This is a genomic window from Streptomyces sp. MCA2, assembly GCF_023544705.1.
GTDB classification, from domain to species: domain Bacteria; phylum Actinomycetota; class Actinomycetes; order Streptomycetales; family Streptomycetaceae; genus Streptomyces; species Streptomyces decoyicus.
In genome coordinates this window covers 86,377-103,895 of record NZ_JAMJFM010000016.1, presented here as the reverse complement: position 1 = coordinate 103,895, position 17,519 = coordinate 86,377, and the positions used below count along the sequence as shown (strand labels likewise).

At 74.0% G+C, this 17,519-nt stretch carries 13 protein-coding genes; 6 read left to right on the top strand and 7 right to left on the bottom strand.

What is annotated here, in order from left to right; translation table 11 throughout:
• The first annotated feature begins 83 nt into the window (after positions 1-83).
• Complete coding sequence (locus M8I34_RS15865) at positions 84-983, top strand: LysR family transcriptional regulator (RefSeq protein WP_250050108.1); 900 nt, start codon at positions 84-86, stop codon at positions 981-983.
• A 183-nt stretch (positions 984-1,166) separates the two neighbouring features.
• Here the strand turns inward: M8I34_RS15865 and M8I34_RS15860 are convergent, their stop codons facing one another.
• The 3 genes from M8I34_RS15860 to purD all read right to left on the bottom strand — a co-directional run bounded on the left by M8I34_RS15860 (position 1,167) and on the right by purD (position 6,503).
• Positions 1,167-2,648: a N,N-dimethylformamidase beta subunit family domain-containing protein gene (locus tag M8I34_RS15860; RefSeq protein WP_250050107.1), complete on the bottom strand. Its 1,482-nt coding sequence runs from the start codon at positions 2,646-2,648 to the stop codon at positions 1,167-1,169.
• Positions 2,649-2,894: 246 nt separating this feature from the next.
• The gene (locus M8I34_RS15855; RefSeq protein ID WP_250050106.1) at positions 2,895-4,748 is read right to left on the bottom strand and encodes a hypothetical protein; all 1,854 of its coding nucleotides are present in this window, start codon (positions 4,746-4,748) and stop codon (positions 2,895-2,897) included.
• Positions 4,749-5,228: 480 nt separating this feature from the next.
• Entirely contained in the window at positions 5,229-6,503 is a 1,275-nt protein-coding gene (purD, locus tag M8I34_RS15850) for a phosphoribosylamine--glycine ligase (protein WP_250050105.1), read from the bottom strand.
• A gap of 294 nt (positions 6,504-6,797) precedes the next feature.
• Here purD and M8I34_RS15845 point away from each other — a divergent pair, with 294 nt between their 5' ends.
• Complete coding sequence (locus M8I34_RS15845) at positions 6,798-7,577, top strand: SLATT domain-containing protein (protein ID WP_250050104.1); 780 nt, start codon at positions 6,798-6,800, stop codon at positions 7,575-7,577.
• A gap of 499 nt (positions 7,578-8,076) precedes the next feature.
• On the opposite strand, the gene M8I34_RS15840 is transcribed toward M8I34_RS15845, so the two are convergent.
• The 4 genes from M8I34_RS15840 to M8I34_RS15825 all read right to left on the bottom strand — a co-directional run bounded on the left by M8I34_RS15840 (position 8,077) and on the right by M8I34_RS15825 (position 12,098).
• Positions 8,077-8,727 carry a hypothetical protein gene (locus M8I34_RS15840; RefSeq protein WP_030086170.1) on the bottom strand — a complete coding sequence of 217 codons (651 nt, stop codon included), beginning with the start codon at positions 8,725-8,727 and terminating at the stop codon, positions 8,077-8,079.
• Positions 8,728-8,822: 95 nt separating this feature from the next.
• Positions 8,823-9,500: a GntR family transcriptional regulator gene (locus tag M8I34_RS15835; protein ID WP_244413873.1), complete on the bottom strand. Its 678-nt coding sequence runs from the start codon at positions 9,498-9,500 to the stop codon at positions 8,823-8,825.
• A gap of 163 nt (positions 9,501-9,663) precedes the next feature.
• Positions 9,664-11,043: an aspartate aminotransferase family protein gene (locus tag M8I34_RS15830; RefSeq protein WP_284050392.1), complete on the bottom strand. Its 1,380-nt coding sequence runs from the start codon at positions 11,041-11,043 to the stop codon at positions 9,664-9,666.
• Between the two features lie 260 nt (positions 11,044-11,303).
• Entirely contained in the window at positions 11,304-12,098 is a 795-nt protein-coding gene (locus M8I34_RS15825) for a VTC domain-containing protein (protein ID WP_250050102.1), read from the bottom strand.
• Between the two features lie 380 nt (positions 12,099-12,478).
• Here M8I34_RS15825 and M8I34_RS15820 point away from each other — a divergent pair, with 380 nt between their 5' ends.
• The 4 genes from M8I34_RS15820 to M8I34_RS15805 all read left to right on the top strand — a co-directional run bounded on the left by M8I34_RS15820 (position 12,479) and on the right by M8I34_RS15805 (position 17,513).
• A complete protein-coding gene (locus M8I34_RS15820; protein ID WP_250050101.1) occupies positions 12,479-13,147 on the top strand; it encodes a DJ-1/PfpI family protein in 669 nt (222 codons plus the stop codon).
• Positions 13,144-13,647, top strand: coding sequence for a MarR family winged helix-turn-helix transcriptional regulator (locus M8I34_RS15815; protein ID WP_250050100.1), 504 nt, complete (start codon positions 13,144-13,146; stop codon positions 13,645-13,647). Before M8I34_RS15820 ends, M8I34_RS15815 begins: the two co-directional genes overlap by 4 nt.
• Positions 13,648-13,849: 202 nt before the next feature.
• The gene (locus tag M8I34_RS15810; protein ID WP_250050144.1) at positions 13,850-15,472 is read left to right on the top strand and encodes a serine/threonine-protein kinase; all 1,623 of its coding nucleotides are present in this window, start codon (positions 13,850-13,852) and stop codon (positions 15,470-15,472) included.
• 226 nt (positions 15,473-15,698) lie between these two features.
• Positions 15,699-17,513 (top strand): serine/threonine-protein kinase, encoded by a 1,815-nt coding sequence (locus tag M8I34_RS15805; protein WP_250050099.1) that lies wholly within the window; start codon positions 15,699-15,701, stop codon positions 17,511-17,513.
• Positions 17,514-17,519: the final 6 nt, after the last annotated feature.

The window sequence follows — 17,519 nt, the reverse complement described above, 5'->3', positions numbered from 1 at the left end:
CTGTGCGGGCGGTGGCGCTTCCCCCGTTCAGGAAAGGTGAACGGCCCCAGCGGCGGCGCGGGTCCCGAACTATCGTGGGCCGCATGGATCTGCGGCGGCTCTCCTCCTTTCTTGCCGTGGTCGAGGAAGGGCACTTCGGGCGGGCGGCGGCTCGGCTGTTTCTGTCGCCCGCGGCGGTGACCGGCCATGTCCAGCAGCTGGAGCGGGAGTTCGGCACCCTGCTGCTGGAACGCAGCCCCGTGATGCCGACCGCGGCGGGGCGGCGGCTGGTCTCCCACGCCCGTACGCTGCTCGACGCCGCCAACGCGGCCATGGACGATGTGGCGGACACCGCCCACGGGGCGGCGGCGCCCCGGACGCTGCGGGTCGGGGTCATGGGGCACGGATCGGCCGAGGTGACCCCGGCCGCGGTCAGCGCCTTCCGCCGGGCGCGGCCCGATGTCCCGTTGTCGCTGGTGGAGTTGACCTTTACCGAGCACGCCAGTGCGCTGCGTGAGGACCGGGTGGATACGGCGTTCGTGCGGCCCATGTTCCGGAGCGAGGGGATAGCGGTCGATGTGCTGACGACCGAGCAGCGGATCGTGGTGGTGCCGGCGGCGTCCGCGCTCGCGGCGGCGGCACAGGAAGGGGTGCGGCTGGCCGACATCATCGACCTGCCGTATCTGCGGCTGCCTCCGCACACACCGCGCTCCTTCACCGACTACCTGTACTTCGACGAGGGCACCCGGCGCAGCCCCGACTACGCGCGGACCCCGCACGACTGTCTGACGAGCGTCGCGGCGGGGCGGGGCGCGGGCTCGGCGCTGAAGTCGTTTGCGCGGTACTACCCCTGGCCCGGCACGGTGTACGTACCGGTGCTGGACGCACCGTGGGCGCACAGCGTGCTGGCGACCCGGGACGGGGACCCGAATCCGGAGGTGCGGATCTTCCGGGCGCTGACGGTCGCGCTGGCACAGGAGTTGGGGCCGGCCGCGGCCCGGTAGCGGGTGGGTGCGGCGCGGCGGTCACGGACGGACGGGGTCGTCCATACGCGGCGCGGCGCGGCAGTTACGGACGGGCCGGCGGGTGCGGCCCAGCAGGTACGGGCATGCGGGGTCCGTTCGCCGCGCGGCAGTTACGGACGGACCGGCGGGTGCGGCCCAGCGGGTACGGGCAGGCGGGCGGCCTCAGTCGCGTTTGCAGATGCGGTCGAGGAGGTTGGCGGTGGCGCGTTGGACGCGTTCGTCGACATGGCCGGGGCGGTCGAGGGCGGGGGACCAGGCGAAGGTGCCGGAGGCGAAGACCCAGGCGCCGCTGGGGGCACGGTAGAGGGAGGTCTCCTGATGGCGGCGGGTGCCTTCGCTGTCGCGGTAGGGGGAGTGGGCGAGCAGGATGCGTTCGGTGTGCTCGGGGAGGTTGGTGCGCGGGAAGTAGCGGTCGGCCTCGCCGGCGACCAGGCCGGGGAGCTCGTCGCCTTCGTGGGCACCGGTGGCGTCCCACAGCCAGTGCTCGCCGTTGCGGACGACCAGGGGGGCCGGTTCGGGGACCCGGCCGGCGTACTGGATGCCCATCAGCCGCTGTTCGGGATTGCCCAGCTCCCGCCAGAGCGCGGGGCGGCCGGGGCCCTGGCGCTTACGGCAGTGCAGCAGGGACTCCGCGCCCGAGGGGGTCGGGGAGAGTTCGACCTGCCAGTACATGGTGTTGGCGGAGAGGAAGACGAGGGAAGTGCCGTTGTCGCGGGCGTGCTCGACCGTACGGCGCATGGGCACCGACCAGTACTCGTCGTGGCCGGGGAAGACCAGGCCGCGGTAGCGGGACGGGTCGACGCGGCCGGCGTGCAGATCGCGGGCGTCGGCATAGGCGAGGTCGTAGCCGTAGCGCTCGGCCCAGCGGATGAAGTCGTAGGCGTGGCCGACATGGAGGGGCAGTCCCGCGCCGGCGTAGGGGCGGTCGAAGGAGACGGTGGTGGCGGCGTCCCCTTCGCCGAGCAGGGCGCCCTCTTCGTCCCAGGCGTGGTAGAGGCTTGCGCCGGTCCGGCCGTCCTCCGGGTAGAGGTTGTAGGCCTGCCAGGTGATGTCCGGCAGCAACAGCAGGAGGTCGGCGGGCTGGTTGTCGCGGACCGTGAAGGGGATGTGGGAGCGGTAGCGGCCGTCGGCGGTGGTGAGCACGGCGACATACGCGCCGAGCTGCCAGTACGCGGGGACCTGGAGGCGCCAGGACTGCCACCAGTGGTGGCAGGAGGCCGTGCGGTCGGCCGTCAGCGGGGGCGGCTGGACGATGCCGGCCAGCCGGGGACTGTTGGTGATCTTGGAGGCGCCGGCGCCCGCGTAATGACCGATGCGGTAGATGTCGATGTTGAACGGCTGGGGCGGATCGACCGAGACACGGAAGTCGATGGCCTCGCCGGGGGCCACCGCGCCCGGGACGGCGAAGCCCTTGATCTGGCGGTGCACGTCATCGGCGGTACGCGGGCCGTTGTGCTTGCTGGGGGCGGGCATCCGCAGATCGCCCTGGGCGACGGCGGGGTCGACGTACCAGGGAATGATGCGGCCGGAGTCGAAGTAGTTCTCGCTCCCGCGCAGCCAGGGCAGCGGGCCCTGCCCGAACGGGTCCGTGACCGCGTGGGCGAGCGCGCCCGACTCCCAGCGCCTGATCTGATCCGTCGCCACCTTCCACTCCCCTCCCGCGTCCCCGTTCGGCCGCGACCGATCGGGCCGGTGCTGCATCCGGTCGGGCTAACCCGGCCGGCCATCCCCCAGCACATCACATTACGCACTCACTTCGTCACCCTTCGTCGTGAATTTAGAGGGCGCCACCCCCGAAATGCGAACTGGAAGGGAACATTCAGCCGGTGGGGCGGGAGGTCCGGGGCGTCTGCCCCGGCCCCCGCTCGGCGGATAAGTGCGGCTTACCGGTCATACCAGCCGGACCGGCTTCTCGGGGCGTACGCCCACCGTTGTCAGCCATCCGCGGAGCGGCTCCGCGTCGCCGTCGTCGACCAGGCTGAGCACCGGACGCCCGAAGTCGGCCCGGCGGGCGCCGTCGACCAGCAGCGCCGGGCCGTCGAGCCAGTCCAGGCCGGGGGCGGCACCGGCGGTGTCGACGGCGGCACAGCAGACCATGGCGGTGACGTGGTCGGCGAGGAGTTCACGGCCCGTACGGGGCGGTTGCAGCGGGAACAGCGGCAGACCGCCCTCGGCCACCATGCCGTCGCCCCAGGCCACGCCGACGGTGGCGTCCTGCGCCGAGCCGCCGCGGGCGGCCTGGCGGGCGGCCTCCTCGCGTTCCTCGCGCTCGACCTCCGCGCCCAGCCGGGCGGCGACCAGATCGCCCGCCCGCTCGTCCTGGGCGAGCCGGTCGATGACGCGGGCCAGCGTCGGGCCCGGGGCCGCTGCGGCCGGGCGGTCGTCCGGCCGGCCGGCGGAGGGCGCGCCACCGGGCCGGTCGCCGGCGGGGTGGTGGTCCGCCGGCGACCGGTCCGCGGGCGTACTACGGGGAGAGGAGCGGGCGTACGAGAGGTGCGGGGCGGAGGCGGGGTCCGGGGCGGGGGCCGCCGGCGTCGGCGGGGCGGCCGGGAGAGCGGTCGCCGGGAGGTTGTCGAGGACGCGGTGGAGGCGGGCGGCCTCCAGGCGCCACTTCCGGTCCACGACCTCTTCCGGGTACTGGCCCCAGCCGACCGGTGACCAGTCGGGGCCCGCCTCGGCCGGGCCGCCGTGGAAGAGGCGGGCGGCCAGCAGGGAGGCGGCGCGGTCGATGGCGCCGGGCTCCTCCAGGAGGTCGCAGGCGGGGCGCTCGCCGAGGCGGGAGGCGAAGCCGTTGGCGAGGCGGTCGCGGCGGGAGAGTTCGGTGAGCGCGGAGACCACTCCGGCGTCCAGCCGGGACGGCCAGCGGCCCATCCGCCAGGCGGGCAGCGCGACCCGGGTCAGCAGCCGGTCCCAGCCCGCGTAGGCGAGGCCGACCTGTTCCTGGGCGACGATCCGCAGGCCGTAGTCGACGGTCTGGGCGCGCTCGGAGGCGGCGGCCGCCACGGCACGTTCCATGATCGTGGCGTGTTCGCGGCCGGCCCGCAGCAGCAGTCGGGCGACCCGGCCGACGAAGCGGAGCGGGAGTGCGCGCAACGGGCCCCGGGCGCGGGCCGCGACGGCGACGGCGGCGTCCAGGCCGCGGATGAAGCGGCGCGCGGCGGCTATGTCGGGGTGGGCGGACGGGCCGGTGCCGGCGACGACGGGGGCCAGCAGGGCGCGCAGCTCGGCGACCCGCATCCACCACAGGAAGGGGGAGCCGATGACCAGGACCGGCGCCTCGGGCATGCGGCGTGCCGCACCGCGGGCCGCTCCCGTGCCGCGGCTCGGCGGGCCGTGGGCGCGGTGCGTGCGGTCCTCCAGCCAGCTGTCGCAGTCCGGGGTGAGCGCTATGGCCGAGGGCGCGGGGACGTCGAGGCGGTCCGCGAGATCGCGGACCAGGCGGTAGAGATCGGGGGCCGACTTCTCGGAGATCGGCACGGACGGGCTGAGCGCGGGTCTGGCACGCGCGACGACGAGGGCGACCAGCGCGGCCAGGAGCAGGCTGAGCACCGCGAGAGAGCCGGCGATCCAGCGGGCGAGATCCCAGCCGGTACCCGCGCCGAAATGGCCGCTCGCCCGGCCGGCGAACAGCACCACGGCCACGGCCGCCGGCAGCAGTGCGACGGCCAGTGCGGTGCTGCGGATACGCAGCACGGCGAGGGCGCGGGCACGCGCCGCCAGGACGCCTGTTTCCGGACTTGCCACGAGCCTGTACACCCCCTGCTGTCCTGATGGAGCCGGACGGAGAGAACACGGGACGGACGTACGAGAAGTGCGCGGTGTGTGGAGCGAGGGCGCTCCACCACCACTGTGGCACCGGCCACTGACATCGCAATGCCGGTGAGCCACTTGCCGGACGCCGCCGTGGCAACCGTGCCGGATTCCGGCCCGGCGGCCACAGGACGCTTGCGCGGCACCCTAGTTGGGGCTGCGGGCCTCGTCAGCCGTATACCTGGTGCGGTCACTCGATGGAATGGCTTTGGGGAAAGCCGGGAACCTGTGGCGGGCAGGCGTGGGCGGTGGACGCCTCGGCCCGGTCTGCGCCGGAAGGACAGGGGCATATGTCACCGTATGTGGCATATGCCCCTGGAGAGATGTCACCGACCGGAGCGGTCGCGCCGTGCGCGTCCGTACGTGCCGTGCGCGACGGGCCCTGTCCGGCGGAGGAGCAGGGCCCGGCAGGTGCTACGCGCCCTGCTCCCCGGCCGCCGCGTCCGCGACCTTGGCGGCGATGTCCGTGCGGTGCTGCGAGCCGTCCAGCGAGATCCGGCCGACGGCGCGGTAGGCGCGCTGCCGGGCGGTGGTGAGGTCGGAGCCGGTGGCGGTGACGGACAGCACCCGGCCGCCCGCGCTGAGCACCGCGCCGGCCTCGTCGCGCTTGGTGCCGGCGTGCAGGACGTACGCCTTGGGGCCGTCCTCCTCCGCGACGTCGGCGAGCCCGTCGATCGGGTCGCCGGTGCGCGGGGTGTCCGGGTAGTTGTGCGAGGCGATGACGACGGTGACCGCCGCGCCGTCGCTCCAGCGCAGCGGCGGGAGGGCGGCGAGGGTGCCGGTGGCCGCGGCGAGCAGCAGTCCGGCGAGCGGGGTCTTGAGGCGGGCCAGCACGACCTGGGTCTCCGGGTCGCCGAAGCGCGCGTTGAACTCGATCACGCGCACCCCGCGAGAGGTGATCGCCAGGCCCGCGTAGAGCAGCCCGGAGAAAGGCGTGCCGCGGCGGCGCAGCTCGTCGACGGTGGGCTGGAGGACGGTGTCCATCACCTCGTCGACCAGCTTGGGGTCGGCCCAGGGCAGCGGGCTGTACGCACCCATGCCGCCCGTGTTGGGGCCCTGGTCGCCGTCGTAGGCGCGCTTGAAGTCCTGGGCGGGCTGGAGCGGGACGACGGTCTCGCCGTCGGTGATCGCGAAGAGCGAGACCTCGGGTCCGTCGAGGAACTCCTCGATGACCACGCGGTCGCAGGCCAGCGCGTGCGCACGGGCCTCGTCGACGTCCTCGGTGACCACGACGCCCTTGCCGGCCGCCAGGCCGTCGTCCTTGACGACGTACGGCGGGCCGAAGGCGTCGAGGGCCACGTCGACCTCGTCCGGGGTGGTGCAGACGTAGCTGCGGGCGGTGGGGACGGCCGCGGCGGCCATCACGTCCTTGGCGAAGGCCTTGGACCCCTCCAGCTGGGCGGCCTCGGCCGAGGGGCCGAAGACCGGGATGCCGCGGTCGCGCACGGCGTCCGCGACGCCCGCCACCAGCGGGGCCTCGGGTCCGACGATGACCAGATCGGCCGCCAGGCCGGCGGCGAGTTCGGCGACGGCCGTGCCGTCGAGGGCGTTGACCCCGTGCAATTCGGCCACCTCGGCGATGCCGGCGTTGCCGGGAGCGCAGTGCAGCGCGGTGACGTCGGGGTCGAGGGACAGAGAGCGGCACAGGGCGTGTTCGCGGGCGCCGCCGCCGATGACGAGGACCTTCACGGTGGCAGCCTAGACGAGAGCGGCGGGCGGCCGGACGTCGGCCGGGTCCGGGCGGCGGACGGGCCCGGGGCGGCTGGAAACCGTGCGTCGCCGCGGTGGCAACTCTTTCGGGTGAGATCCCGGGTGGCCTTATATCCGATCCCGCACCACTTCCGGGCGGAAAGGGCGTGATCGTGGGGCCGACGCCAGCCGTTCGGCGGTAGGAAGGGAGCGGTGCGCAACGGCCGTCTCGTACGTCACATGTCACGCATGCACCGCACGTATCCGTGGAGAGCATAGAGAGGGAGTGCACGGGTGAGTCATCCGGAGATGCAGCCCGAGGGGCCCCCTCGGGAGGGCGGCAGCCCCACTCGGGAGAGCGGCAGCCGGGGCCGCGGCCGGAGGGATGTTGCGGGGCGGGTCTTTCCGCTCGGTGACTGGGGGGAACCGGCCGACCGCCTGGACGCGCTCTATCTCTGGACCGAGCAGGGCGCGCTGCGCGCCGCCGACTGGTATCTGCGCGGCCGGCTGGCCAAGCGCCGCGGCGCGCGGGCGCTGCGGCTGGGTGTCGCGGCCGGGGTGACGGTGGGCGGGGTGCTTCCGCTGCTGGATCTGGCCGGGATCTGGGAGGGCGGGGCGCCCTGGGGCGCTCTGTCGCTGCTGCTGGCGGCGGTGTGCGTGGGCTGCGACCGGTATTTCGGGGTGACCGCCGGCTGGATGCGGGATCTGGCGACCGCCCAGGCGATTCACCGGCGGCTGGAGGCGCTTCAGTTCGACTGGGCGGTGGAGAGCGTGCGCGAGGTGCTCGGGCCGGCCGAGGGCACGGCGGGCGAGGCCGCGGAGCGCTGTCTGGGTGTGCTGCGGCGGTTCAACGAGGACCTCGGGGAGCTGGTGCGGGCCGAGACGGCGGACTGGATGGCGGAGTTCCGGTCCGGTCCGGTGCCGCGGGCCACGCAGTCGGTGGTGCCGTGGGCGGCGGCGCGGCAGGAGAGTGCGGGGCAGGAGAGTGCGGGGCAGCCGGGACGGTTCGCGCTGCCGCCGCCCGGTGCCCGTCCGAACATGCCGCGGCAGCGGCCGCCGGAGTCGCCGCGCTGAGCGCTTGGGGGGGCTTCCCACGGTTTTGGCTGCGGCGCCGTGGTGGTTTCTCGCCGTTTGTCGCCCGCTGCGCGGTGCGCTCGGCGTTGCGCCTTGCCTTCGCTCCCACGTTGTCGGCTATCCCGCCGTGGGGGTTGTCGCCGTTGCGCCTGCGGCGGGCCGGTCCGCTGCGCCTTGCCTTCGCTCCCACGTTGTCGGCTATCCCGCCGTGAGGGTTTCTCGCCGTTGCGCCTGCGGCGGGCCGGTCCGCTGCGCCTTGCCTTCGCTCCCACGTTGTCGGCTATCCCGCCGTGAGGGTTTCTCGCCGTTGCGCCTGCGGCGGGCCGGGTCCGCTGCGCGGGGCTGTGGGTGCGGTGACGGGCCTCCGGGGCAGGGTGTCCGGACTGCTTCGCTTTACGTCCGGACACCCTGCCCCTCCGGCCCGTCACCTCCCGTGAGTGGGTGGGATGTGGGCAGTGGGTGGCAACGGTAGGTGGGTGGGATGCGGGGGGGCGCGGGGTCAGCTGAAGACGATCATGGAGCCTTGGCCCAGGCTTCGGGTGGCGGCCGCATGCAGGCCGAGCCACACGTGCCGCTCCCTGGCGAACGGGCTGTCGTCCAGGGGCACCGCGCCTGCCCGCTCCTCCAGAGAGGTGGGGCCGGCCGGCGGTGCGGGGGCGGCCGGCGGATTGGCCGGATCGATACCGAGGGATGGCGCAACCAGTTCGAGATCGCGCAGCAGGCCGTGCGAGGAGCCCAGCGGGCCGCCGCCCTCCAGCAGTTGCTCGTTGGCGAGCGGATGCGGGAAGTCGACCGGGACGTACGCGCCCGCGTGGTCGTAGTGCCACACCAGATGGGACTGCTGCGCGGTGGCCTCGAACATCTCCAGCAACTGCTCGTAGTCGCCGCCCAGTTCGTCGACCGGCGTCACTTCCAGGTTGCACAGCCGCAGCAGGTAGGCGCGGCGCAGGAAGTGCAGGGCGTCGTAGTCGAAGCCGGCGACCGGGGCGACGTCACCGGACAGGCCGGGCATGTAGCTGAAGACCGGGACCGGTGGCAGGCCCGCTTCCGTCAGGGCCTTGTCGTAGGCGGCGATCTCTTCGGAGAACGGGTTGTCGGGGCTGTGGCACAGCACATCGACGAGGGGTACCAGCCACAGGTCACATGCCACGAGTGCGGTCTCGCTTCCGGTCGGGAACAGGGACACCGGCGCACGTACAGCTACGGGTACGGCCCATTACGGCCGATGGTCGGGACAGCGTAGTGCTAGCCGCGCGTTCCGACGAGAGCGAGGGAGTGCTCGTTGTACTCGGCGATCAGCCGCTGGGCCGCGGCCAGGTCGTGCTGGAGCAGGGCGTCGGCCAGCGCGCTGTGGCCCTGCCACAGATGACCCCTGAGGTCGCCCTCGCGGCGCAGCAGCGGCACCGCGAACATCCAGGTCTGGACGCGGATCCGGTCCAGGAAGTCACTGATGTAGGCGTTGTTCACGATGCTGCTCAACTCGCGCCAGAACCGCAGGTCGTAGCCGATCAGGACGTCCAGGTCACCGCCCCGCGCGGCCCGTTCGGCCTCGTCGGCGCGGCGCCGGATGGAGATCAGCACCTCGGCGGGGGTCTCGCGCAGCGCCCGGTCGGCGCCGCTGCGGAAGATGCCCTCGATGATCAGGGTGCGGGCCTCGACCATGGCGCGGAAGTCGTCGGCGGTGAAGGCGTGCACCTTGAAGCCGCGGTGCTGTTCGACGTCGAGCAGGCCCTGCGCGCACAGGTCGAGCAGCGCCTCGCGCACCGGGGTGGCGGAGACGCCGTACTGCTCGGCGATCTCCTTGACGGTGAAGGGGTGGCCGGACGGCAGCCGGCCGGCCAGCACCTCGTCGCGCAGCGCATCGGCGATCTGCTGGCGCAGGGTGCTGCGTCGTATGACTGAGCTGTCTCCGCCGGCGGCCATCGTGTGCGTCTCCTTCGACGTCGCTGACCGCGCAGATGGGAGCGGCCCCCGCCCACGATAGGCGAGGGCCGCTCCGGGCTGCTGCCCGAGGTTACCGTTGGTCCGTCCCGCACCACCGCCGTGACCTGCGGTTCCGCTCCCCCGGACGCGTCGCCCGGCGGGCTCAGACGGTGTGGGCGTCGGCTGCCGTCAGTGCCTCGTCGAGGGCGGCGAGGCCTTCCTTGGCCTCGGCCTCGGTGACCGTGCAGGCCGGGACGACATGCGTCCGGTTCATGTTCACGAACGGCCACAGCCCGCCGCGCTTGCAGGCCGCGGCGAATTCGGACATCGGGGCGTTGGCCGCGCCGGCGGCGTTGTAGGGGACCAGCGGCTCGCGGGTCTCCTTGTTCCGGACCAGGTCGAGCGCCCAGAAGACGCCCATGCCGCGGACCTCGCCGACGGACGGGTGGCGCTCGGCGATCTCGTGCAGCGCGGGGCCGATGACCCGCTCGCCGATCTCGGCGGCGTTCTCCACGATCCGCTCCTCGGCCATCGCGTTCATGGTGGCGACGGCGGAGGCGCAGGCCAGCGGGTGGCCGGAGTAGGTCAGACCGCCCGGGTAGGGGCGCTGGTCGAAGGTCGCGGCGATCTCGGCGCTGATCGCGACGCCGCCCAGCGGGACATAGCCGGAGTTGACGCCCTTGGCGAAGGTCAGCAGGTCGGGGGTGACGCCGAAGTGGTCGGCGGCGAACCACTTGCCGGTACGGCCGAAGCCCGCCATGACCTCGTCGAGGATGAAGACGATGCCGTGGCGGTCGCAGATCTCCCGGACGCCGGCGAGGTAGCCGGCCGGCGGGACCATGATCCCGGCAGTGCCGGGGACGGTCTCCAGGATGATCGCCGCGATCGACTGCGGCCCCTCGAAGGCGATGGTCTGCTCCAGGTGCGCGAGGGCGCGCTCGCACTCCTGCTGCTCGTTCTCGGCGTGGAAGGCGGAGCGGTAGAGGAACGGGCCCCAGAAGTGCACGACACCGGCCGAGGCGGTGTCGGAGGGCCAGCGCCGCGGGTCACCGGTCAGGTTGATCGCGGTGGCGGTGGCGCCGTGGTACGAGCGGTAGGCGGAGAGCACCTTGGCGCGGCCGGTGTGCAGCCGGGCCATCCGGACCGCGTTCTCCACGGCCTCCGCGCCGCCGTTGGTGAAGAAGATCTTGTCGAGGTCGCCGGGGGTGCGCTCGGCGACCAGCCGCGCGGCCTCGGACCGGACGTCCACGGCGAAGCCGGGCGCGATGGTGCACAGCTTCGCGGCCTGCTCCTGGATCGCCGCGACGACCTTGGGGTGCTGGTGGCCGATGTTGGTGTTGACCAGCTGCGAGGAGAAGTCGAGGTAGCGGTTGCCGTCGTAGTCCCAGAAGTACGAGCCCTCGGCGCCGGCGATCGGCAGCGGGTCGATCAGGCCCTGCGCGGACCAGGAGTGGAAGACGTGCGCGCGGTCGGCGGCCTTCACGGCGGCGCCGGCGGCCGGGTCGGCGGCAGAGGCAGCGGGATGCGTCTGGGTCACGGTCAGTACCTCGGATCGGGTCGCTCGGGTCCGCCGGGGGATGGGCGCGGCGAACGCTCCTCAGCCTAGGGATCACGGTCCGGCGACCGGTACCGACACTGTGTATGGCGCTCACCACGCGCACGGACAGACTGTCTACGGGCTGTAGGAAGCTCCAGGGGCGGGGCCGGGCGAGGGGTGTCCGGGTGACGGTCGGCAGGCGGCCGCGGGAGGCCCGTCCGGCGCCTGCGGTATCCGCCGTCGGACAGCGACTGCGGCCACCGCCGTCAGACGGCCGCGGGAAAGGCCGTCCGTACCGCTCGGCGCCAGTGGTCGGCGGTCAGGTCCGGGCGCAGCGCCGACAGGCCTCCGCAGTACTTGCCGAACGCGGCGGCCTGCACGCCGTACCCGTTGAGCAGCCGGTCCGCCTCGGTCAGGCGGCCGGTGGTCCTGGTCTCGACGAGGACCAGACCGCCGTCGGCGCGGACCGTGCGGCCCGACTCCAGGTCCCGGCAGTGCAGTGCCGCGTCACAGGTGATGCGGCGGCCGTCCGCGACGAGGGTGGCCCGGGTGTAGTCGGTCTCCAGCGCGCGGCCCAGGTCGGTGGGGGCGGCGATGCCGTAGGTGCGGTCCAGTACGGAGGCGAGGAAGCCGCGCGGGGCCGCGCCGAGGGCCGGGTCGCCCGGCAGCAGCGGCTGCCGGTGCTTGACCGTCTCGCCGCGCCGCCCCGTCAGCTTGATCTCGAACTGCCGCTCCCCGGTGTCCTCGTACAGCCGCTCGCGGATCGTGTAGCGCAGCCGTCGGCCCTGCCGGTGGTCATGGAACAACCGCAGGTCGGGGGTGTCGTAGTGGACGGAGCGATAGCGGAACCAGCGGCGCCCGTTGATGCACAGGGCCGCGAACGGGCCGCCCGGCCTGCGGCGGTCGGTGAGTTCGGCCGCGAAGGCGGCGAAGACCTCGACGGGGACGAGATAGCGGCGGTCGAAACGGGCGAGGAGTTCGGCCCGCGCCTGGACGTCGGCGAGCGGCACGGGGCGCGCGGCCATGGCGGCACGGGCGAGGGCGCGTACGGCGGGATTCACACGGTCTCCTTGGCGGGCAGGCAGCGGGCGGGACGGGGGCGTGCGGGACCGGGGAGGGCGCTGTTCCGTTGTCGTGGGGTGCTGTCCGAGGGGCGCGTACGGGGTGTGCGTTCGCGGTGTGCGTACGGCTGCCGTGGTGGCGAGGTACGCGTACGACGTTCCGCGCCCCGGGAAAGTTCCGGGACGCGGAAACAGACATCCACCACCGTCGCGTCCCGGCCACCGGCGGCCCGAAGGGACATCCAGAGGGCCGCCCGGAAGGCCTCCTGGATGCCCTGCCTTCGAGCATTGACAGCATCCTGTCGAAGAGACAGTATGCTGTCATAGAGACCCAGGGACCAGCAGCCGGGACTTCCGCCGCCACCGACCGAGGAGCGCTCATGACCCCCCGCACCGTGCACATCGCCGCCTACGACACGCTCGCGGACTGGGAGTGCGGCCACGCCGTCGGCCACCTCCGCAGCGGCAGCTACTTCCGCCCGTCGCAGGACGCGTACGGCGTGGTCACCGTCGCCGCCGGCACCGGCCGGCCGGTGACCACCATGGGCGGGCAGCGGATCGTCCCCGATCTCGCGCTCGACGCGCTGCGCCCCGAGGACAGTGCGCTGCTGATCCTCCCCGGTGCCCAACTGTGGGACTCCGGGGAGGAGTTGGTGCCGTTCGCGGTCAAGGCCCGCGAGTTCCTGACGGCCGGGGTGCCGGTCGCCGCCATCTGCGGCGCGACCGCGGGACTTGCCCGGGAGGGCCTGCTGGACGACCGTCAGCACACCAGCGGCGCCGCCCCGTACCTCGCCGTGCAGCCCCACTACCGGGGCGGCGGCCACTACCGCGAGGCCGCCGCGGTGCGCGACGGCGGGCTGATCACCGCGGGACCGACCGAGCCGGTGGCCTTCGCCCGTGAGATCTTCGCCGAACTCGACGTCATGGAGCCGTCGGTGCTGGACGCCTGGTACCGCCTGTTCGCCCACTCCGACGCCACCGCCTTCCCCCTCCTGATGACGGCGGAGGCGGCCCGCTCCGAGGCCGGGACGGGGGCCGGAACCGTATGAGCGCGTCCCGGCCCGCCACGCCCAGGCCTTCCGGGCCCCGGCCCGGCGAACCCCGCGGCCCCGAACTCCTCAGCCGTACCGCCCTCGCCGTCTTCCGGCTCAATGGCCAGTTCCTTTCCGTCGCGGACGGGCTCGCGGGCCCCGCCGGACTGACCGCCGCCTGGTGGCAGGTCCTGGGCGCCGTACTGCCCGAGCCGCTCCCCGTCGCCGGTATCGCCCGCGCGATGGGCATCACCCGCCAGAGCGTGCAGCGCATCGCCGACCTTCTGGTGGACCGCGGTCTGGCCGAATACCGTCCCAACCCCGCGCACCGTCGCGCCAAACTTCTGGCCCCCACCGACGAAGGCCGGGCCGCCCTCGCCCGTATCAGCCCCGGCCATGCGGAGTTCGCCGCCCGCCTGGGCGAACAGCTGGGCGGACCGGGCGATTTCCGCCGGGTCACGGCGGCGCTGGAGGAACTGTCGGCGGCGCTGGACGAGTTGTCCGGCACGGAGGCGTGAGAGGGGCACGGTCTGCCGGGCGCCGAGGAGCCCTCGTTATCCTCACCCTGGAGGGAGGGGCCGGGGGCAGCCCGTGTGCGCCTGTGCTTCCTCGCCCGCAGGGCGGACTCGGGGGGAAGGGCGACGGATCGTGAAAGAGCCAGGAAAGCCGAGACAGGCGGAGCAGCAGGGGCGGCCGGGGCGCGGGGAACAGCCCGGATGGCTGAGGCCACTGGGGGCGCAGGATCCGCGGCGGATCGGGGACTACCGCCTGATCGGGCGGCTCGGCGAGGGCGGCATGGGGCGGGTGTTCCTGGCCCGTTCGGATCGCGGCCGGACGGTCGCGGTCAAGCTGGTGCGTGCGGAGCTGGCCGGCGAGGAGGAGTTCCGGGCGCGCTTCCGGCGGGAGGTGCGGGCCGCGCGGCAGGTCGGCGGGGAATGGACCGCGCCCGTGCTGGACGCGGACACCGAGGCCGAGACCCCCTGGGTCGCCACGGGCTATATCGCCGGTGCGTCCCTGCAACAGGTCGTCGGCGGCGGCACCCCGCTGCCCGAGCGGACGGTACGGATCCTGGCCGCCGGACTGGCCCGTGCGCTGGGATCGATCCACGCCGCCGGAATCATCCACCGCGACCTCAAGCCGTCCAATGTCCTGATCACCATCGACGGGCCGCGGGTCATCGACTTCGGTATCGCACGGGCCCTGGAGGCGCTCGCCGGTGGTGTGACGCATACCGGCGCGACGGTCGGTTCGCCGGGCTTCATGTCGCCGGAGCAGGTGCGCGGCACACCGCTCACCCCGGCCTGCGACGTCTTCTGCCTCGGGTCCGTGCTGACGTACGCGGCGACCGGACGGCAGCCGTTCGGGACGGCCGACAGCATCGCGCACACGCTGATGTACCGCATCGCCCATGAGGAGCCCGACCTTTCCGCGCTGCCCGAGGGGCTGCGCGAGCTGATCGCCGGCTGCCTGGCCAAGGACCCCGGACAGCGGCCCACGCCCGCGCAGTTGGTGGCGCAGGCGGAGGGCGGCGGTGACGGGGACGGGCCGGGCGCGGACGACGAGCCGTGGCTGCCGGGGGCGTTGACCGTCCGGCTGGGCCGGCACGCCGTGGAACTGCTGGAGGCGGAGAACCCCCAGAGCGGGGAGAGCGCCCCGGGCGCCACGGGCCCGGCCGGCGCACTGCCCGCGGCATCGTCGCCGCCCGCCGCCGAGGATCCCGGGCCGCATGCGCGGCCCACCACCGTCTCGCCCGCGCCGGACCACACATCGGCGGCGCACCCGCCCCACGCCGACCCCGCACACCACGGTTCCGCGGGCCCGGCGCCCGCCGCGCCCCGGCGCCGCCGTGGTGCCGGCACCGCCCTGCTCAGCGCGGTCGCCCTCGTGCTCGCCGGGTCCGGTGCGGCCACCGCGTACGCCCTGCTGAACGGGGACGACAGCGGCGTACGGTCGGTCGACGCCAAGAGCGGTGCCGGAGGGGGCAGCTCGGCCCAGGGGGCGGGGCAGCACTCCGTGAACGGGCGGATTCCCGCGGACTACCTCGGCACATGGGAGGCGACGCTCGACGACTCCACCGGCGATGTCCGGCGCTTCACCCTCACTCAGGGCAAGGCCGGTGACACCGTGCTGACGATGACGGCGAGCGGGGAGTCCTACCGCTGCGAGTTCTCCGCCCCCCTGGCCCACGCCGGCCCCCCGGTCCGCCTCGGCCCGTCCACCGTCCTCAACGGACCGACCGACAGCTGCCATCCCGGCTCGCCGAGCATTCTGGAGATGGTGCACGGCAAGCTGCGCCGCGCCTTCGCCGACGGGAAGGCGCTGTCGTACCGCAAGAGCGGCTGAGGGAGAGGCCCGTCGGGGAGACGCCCGTCGGGAAGCGACCCCTCGGGGAGACGCCCCCAGCCGCGGGGCCGTCGTCAACACCCCGTTCGCTCCCCCGTCATGGCCCGATCGTTCTCCCGTCGTAACGATCTGTCGGCCAGGGCGCGACCCCGGCCGCCTACGCTCAGGGGACGCCTGCTGCCGAACGCGCCTCAGGCACGGGAACGAGACGGGGGAGGGCGCCCGGATGGACGGCCTGCGGGGGCTGACGGCCGACGATCCGCAGTGGATCGGGGACTACCGGCTGCTCAGCCGTCTCGGCAGCGGCGGGATGGGACGGGTCTACCTCGCCCGTTCCGAGGGCGGCAGGACCGTCGCGGTGAAGCTGGTGAAGGCCGAACTCGCCGCCGAGGAGGAGTTCCGGGACCGCTTCCGTGCCGAGGTCGCGGCCGCGCGGCGGGTCGGCGGGCGCTGGACCGCGCCGGTGCTGGACGCCGACACCGAGGCCGCGGTGCCCTGGGTCGCCACCGGCTATATCGCGGGCCCGACGCTGAGCGAGGTCGTCGGCGGCTCGTACGGCCGCACCGGCAGCTACGGCCCGCTGCCCGAGCACTCGCTGCGGCGGCTGGCATACGGGCTGTCCAGCGCGCTGCTCGACATCCACGGCGTCGGCCTCGTGCACCGCGACCTCAAGCCGTCCAATGTGCTGCTCACCATCGACGGCCCCCGGGTCATCGACTTCGGTATCGCGCGGGCCCTGGACGCGGTCGGCGACCAGACCCAGACCCGCACCGGCACGGTCCTCGGCTCGCCCGCCTTCATGTCGCCCGAGCAGGTCCAGGGGCACCGCGTCGGCCCGGCCAGCGACGTCTTCTGTGTGGGGTCGGTGCTGGCGTACGCGGCGACCGGTCGGCAGCCGTTCGGCGGCCTCGGCTCGGGCGTCCATGCGGTGATGTTCAGGATCGCGCAGGAGGATCCCGAACTGGGGGGCGCGCCGGACGGCATCCGCGACCTGATCCGGGACTGCCTGGCCAAGGACCCGGCGGCGCGGCCCGCCCCCGAAGAGCTCGCCGAGCGTCTCGGGCCGGTGCCCGGCGGCCCGTCGGCCCCGCCCTGGCTGCCGGCCGAGCTGATCGCCCGCCTGGGGCAGCACGCCGTGCTCCTCCTGGACACCGACACCCCGCCCGGAGGCCAGCCGCCGACGGTGCTGACCACCAGGACCCTGCCGAGTCCCGCACCGCCCCCGCCGCCCACCGCGGCGGAGCGGCGCCGCCGCCGTCGCCGGCTCCCCCTCGTCGCCACGGCCGTCGTCGCGGCCGCCACGGCCGCCGCCGCGGTCCCGCTGCTGAGCGGCGGGGCGGACGCCGAAGCGGGCGCGTCCGACATCCCGGCCCGCTATGTCGGCACCTGGTCGGGCCCGGTGCTGCGGGACGGGACGCCCACCGGGCAGCAGCGGCGGTTCGTGATCACCCACGGCACGGTCGGCGAGGTGGTCGCGAACAGCACCAGCCTCGGGGCGACCTACGAATGCCGCAGCGACGGCAAGCTGGTGTCCGTCACCCGGCAGGACGGGCACCCGGCACTGCACCTGGACACCACGGTCGTCCGGTCCGTCCCGGCCGGCCGCTGCGCCGCGCTGGGCGAGCACACCCTGGAGGAGGGCGGCGCCGGCACCCTGACCTGGGCCGCGGCCGGGCGCACCGCAACCCTGCACCGCGTCGCCCCGGCCGACGGCACCGTCCCGGCCGGCTTCCTCGGCACCTGGCGGCGGCCGAACGACGACGGCTACGGCAGCCAGCAGCTGACCGTCGGGCAGGCCGCGGCGGGCAGCAAGGTCCTCAGCACCGTCGTCGTGGGCCGCGGCGGCCGCTGCACGGCGCACGCCGACCTCTACGCGGCGGAGGGCGGCAAGCTGACCGTCGGCCCGTCGGTCGTCGACCGGGCCGCGCCCGGCTGCACCCCGAGCAGCACCTCCGTGCTCAGTCTGGCCGGCGACGGCACCCTGCACCGCGAGTTCCTCGGCGACGACAAGCAGCCGCGCGGCTACTCCAGGGTGAAGTAGCCGCGC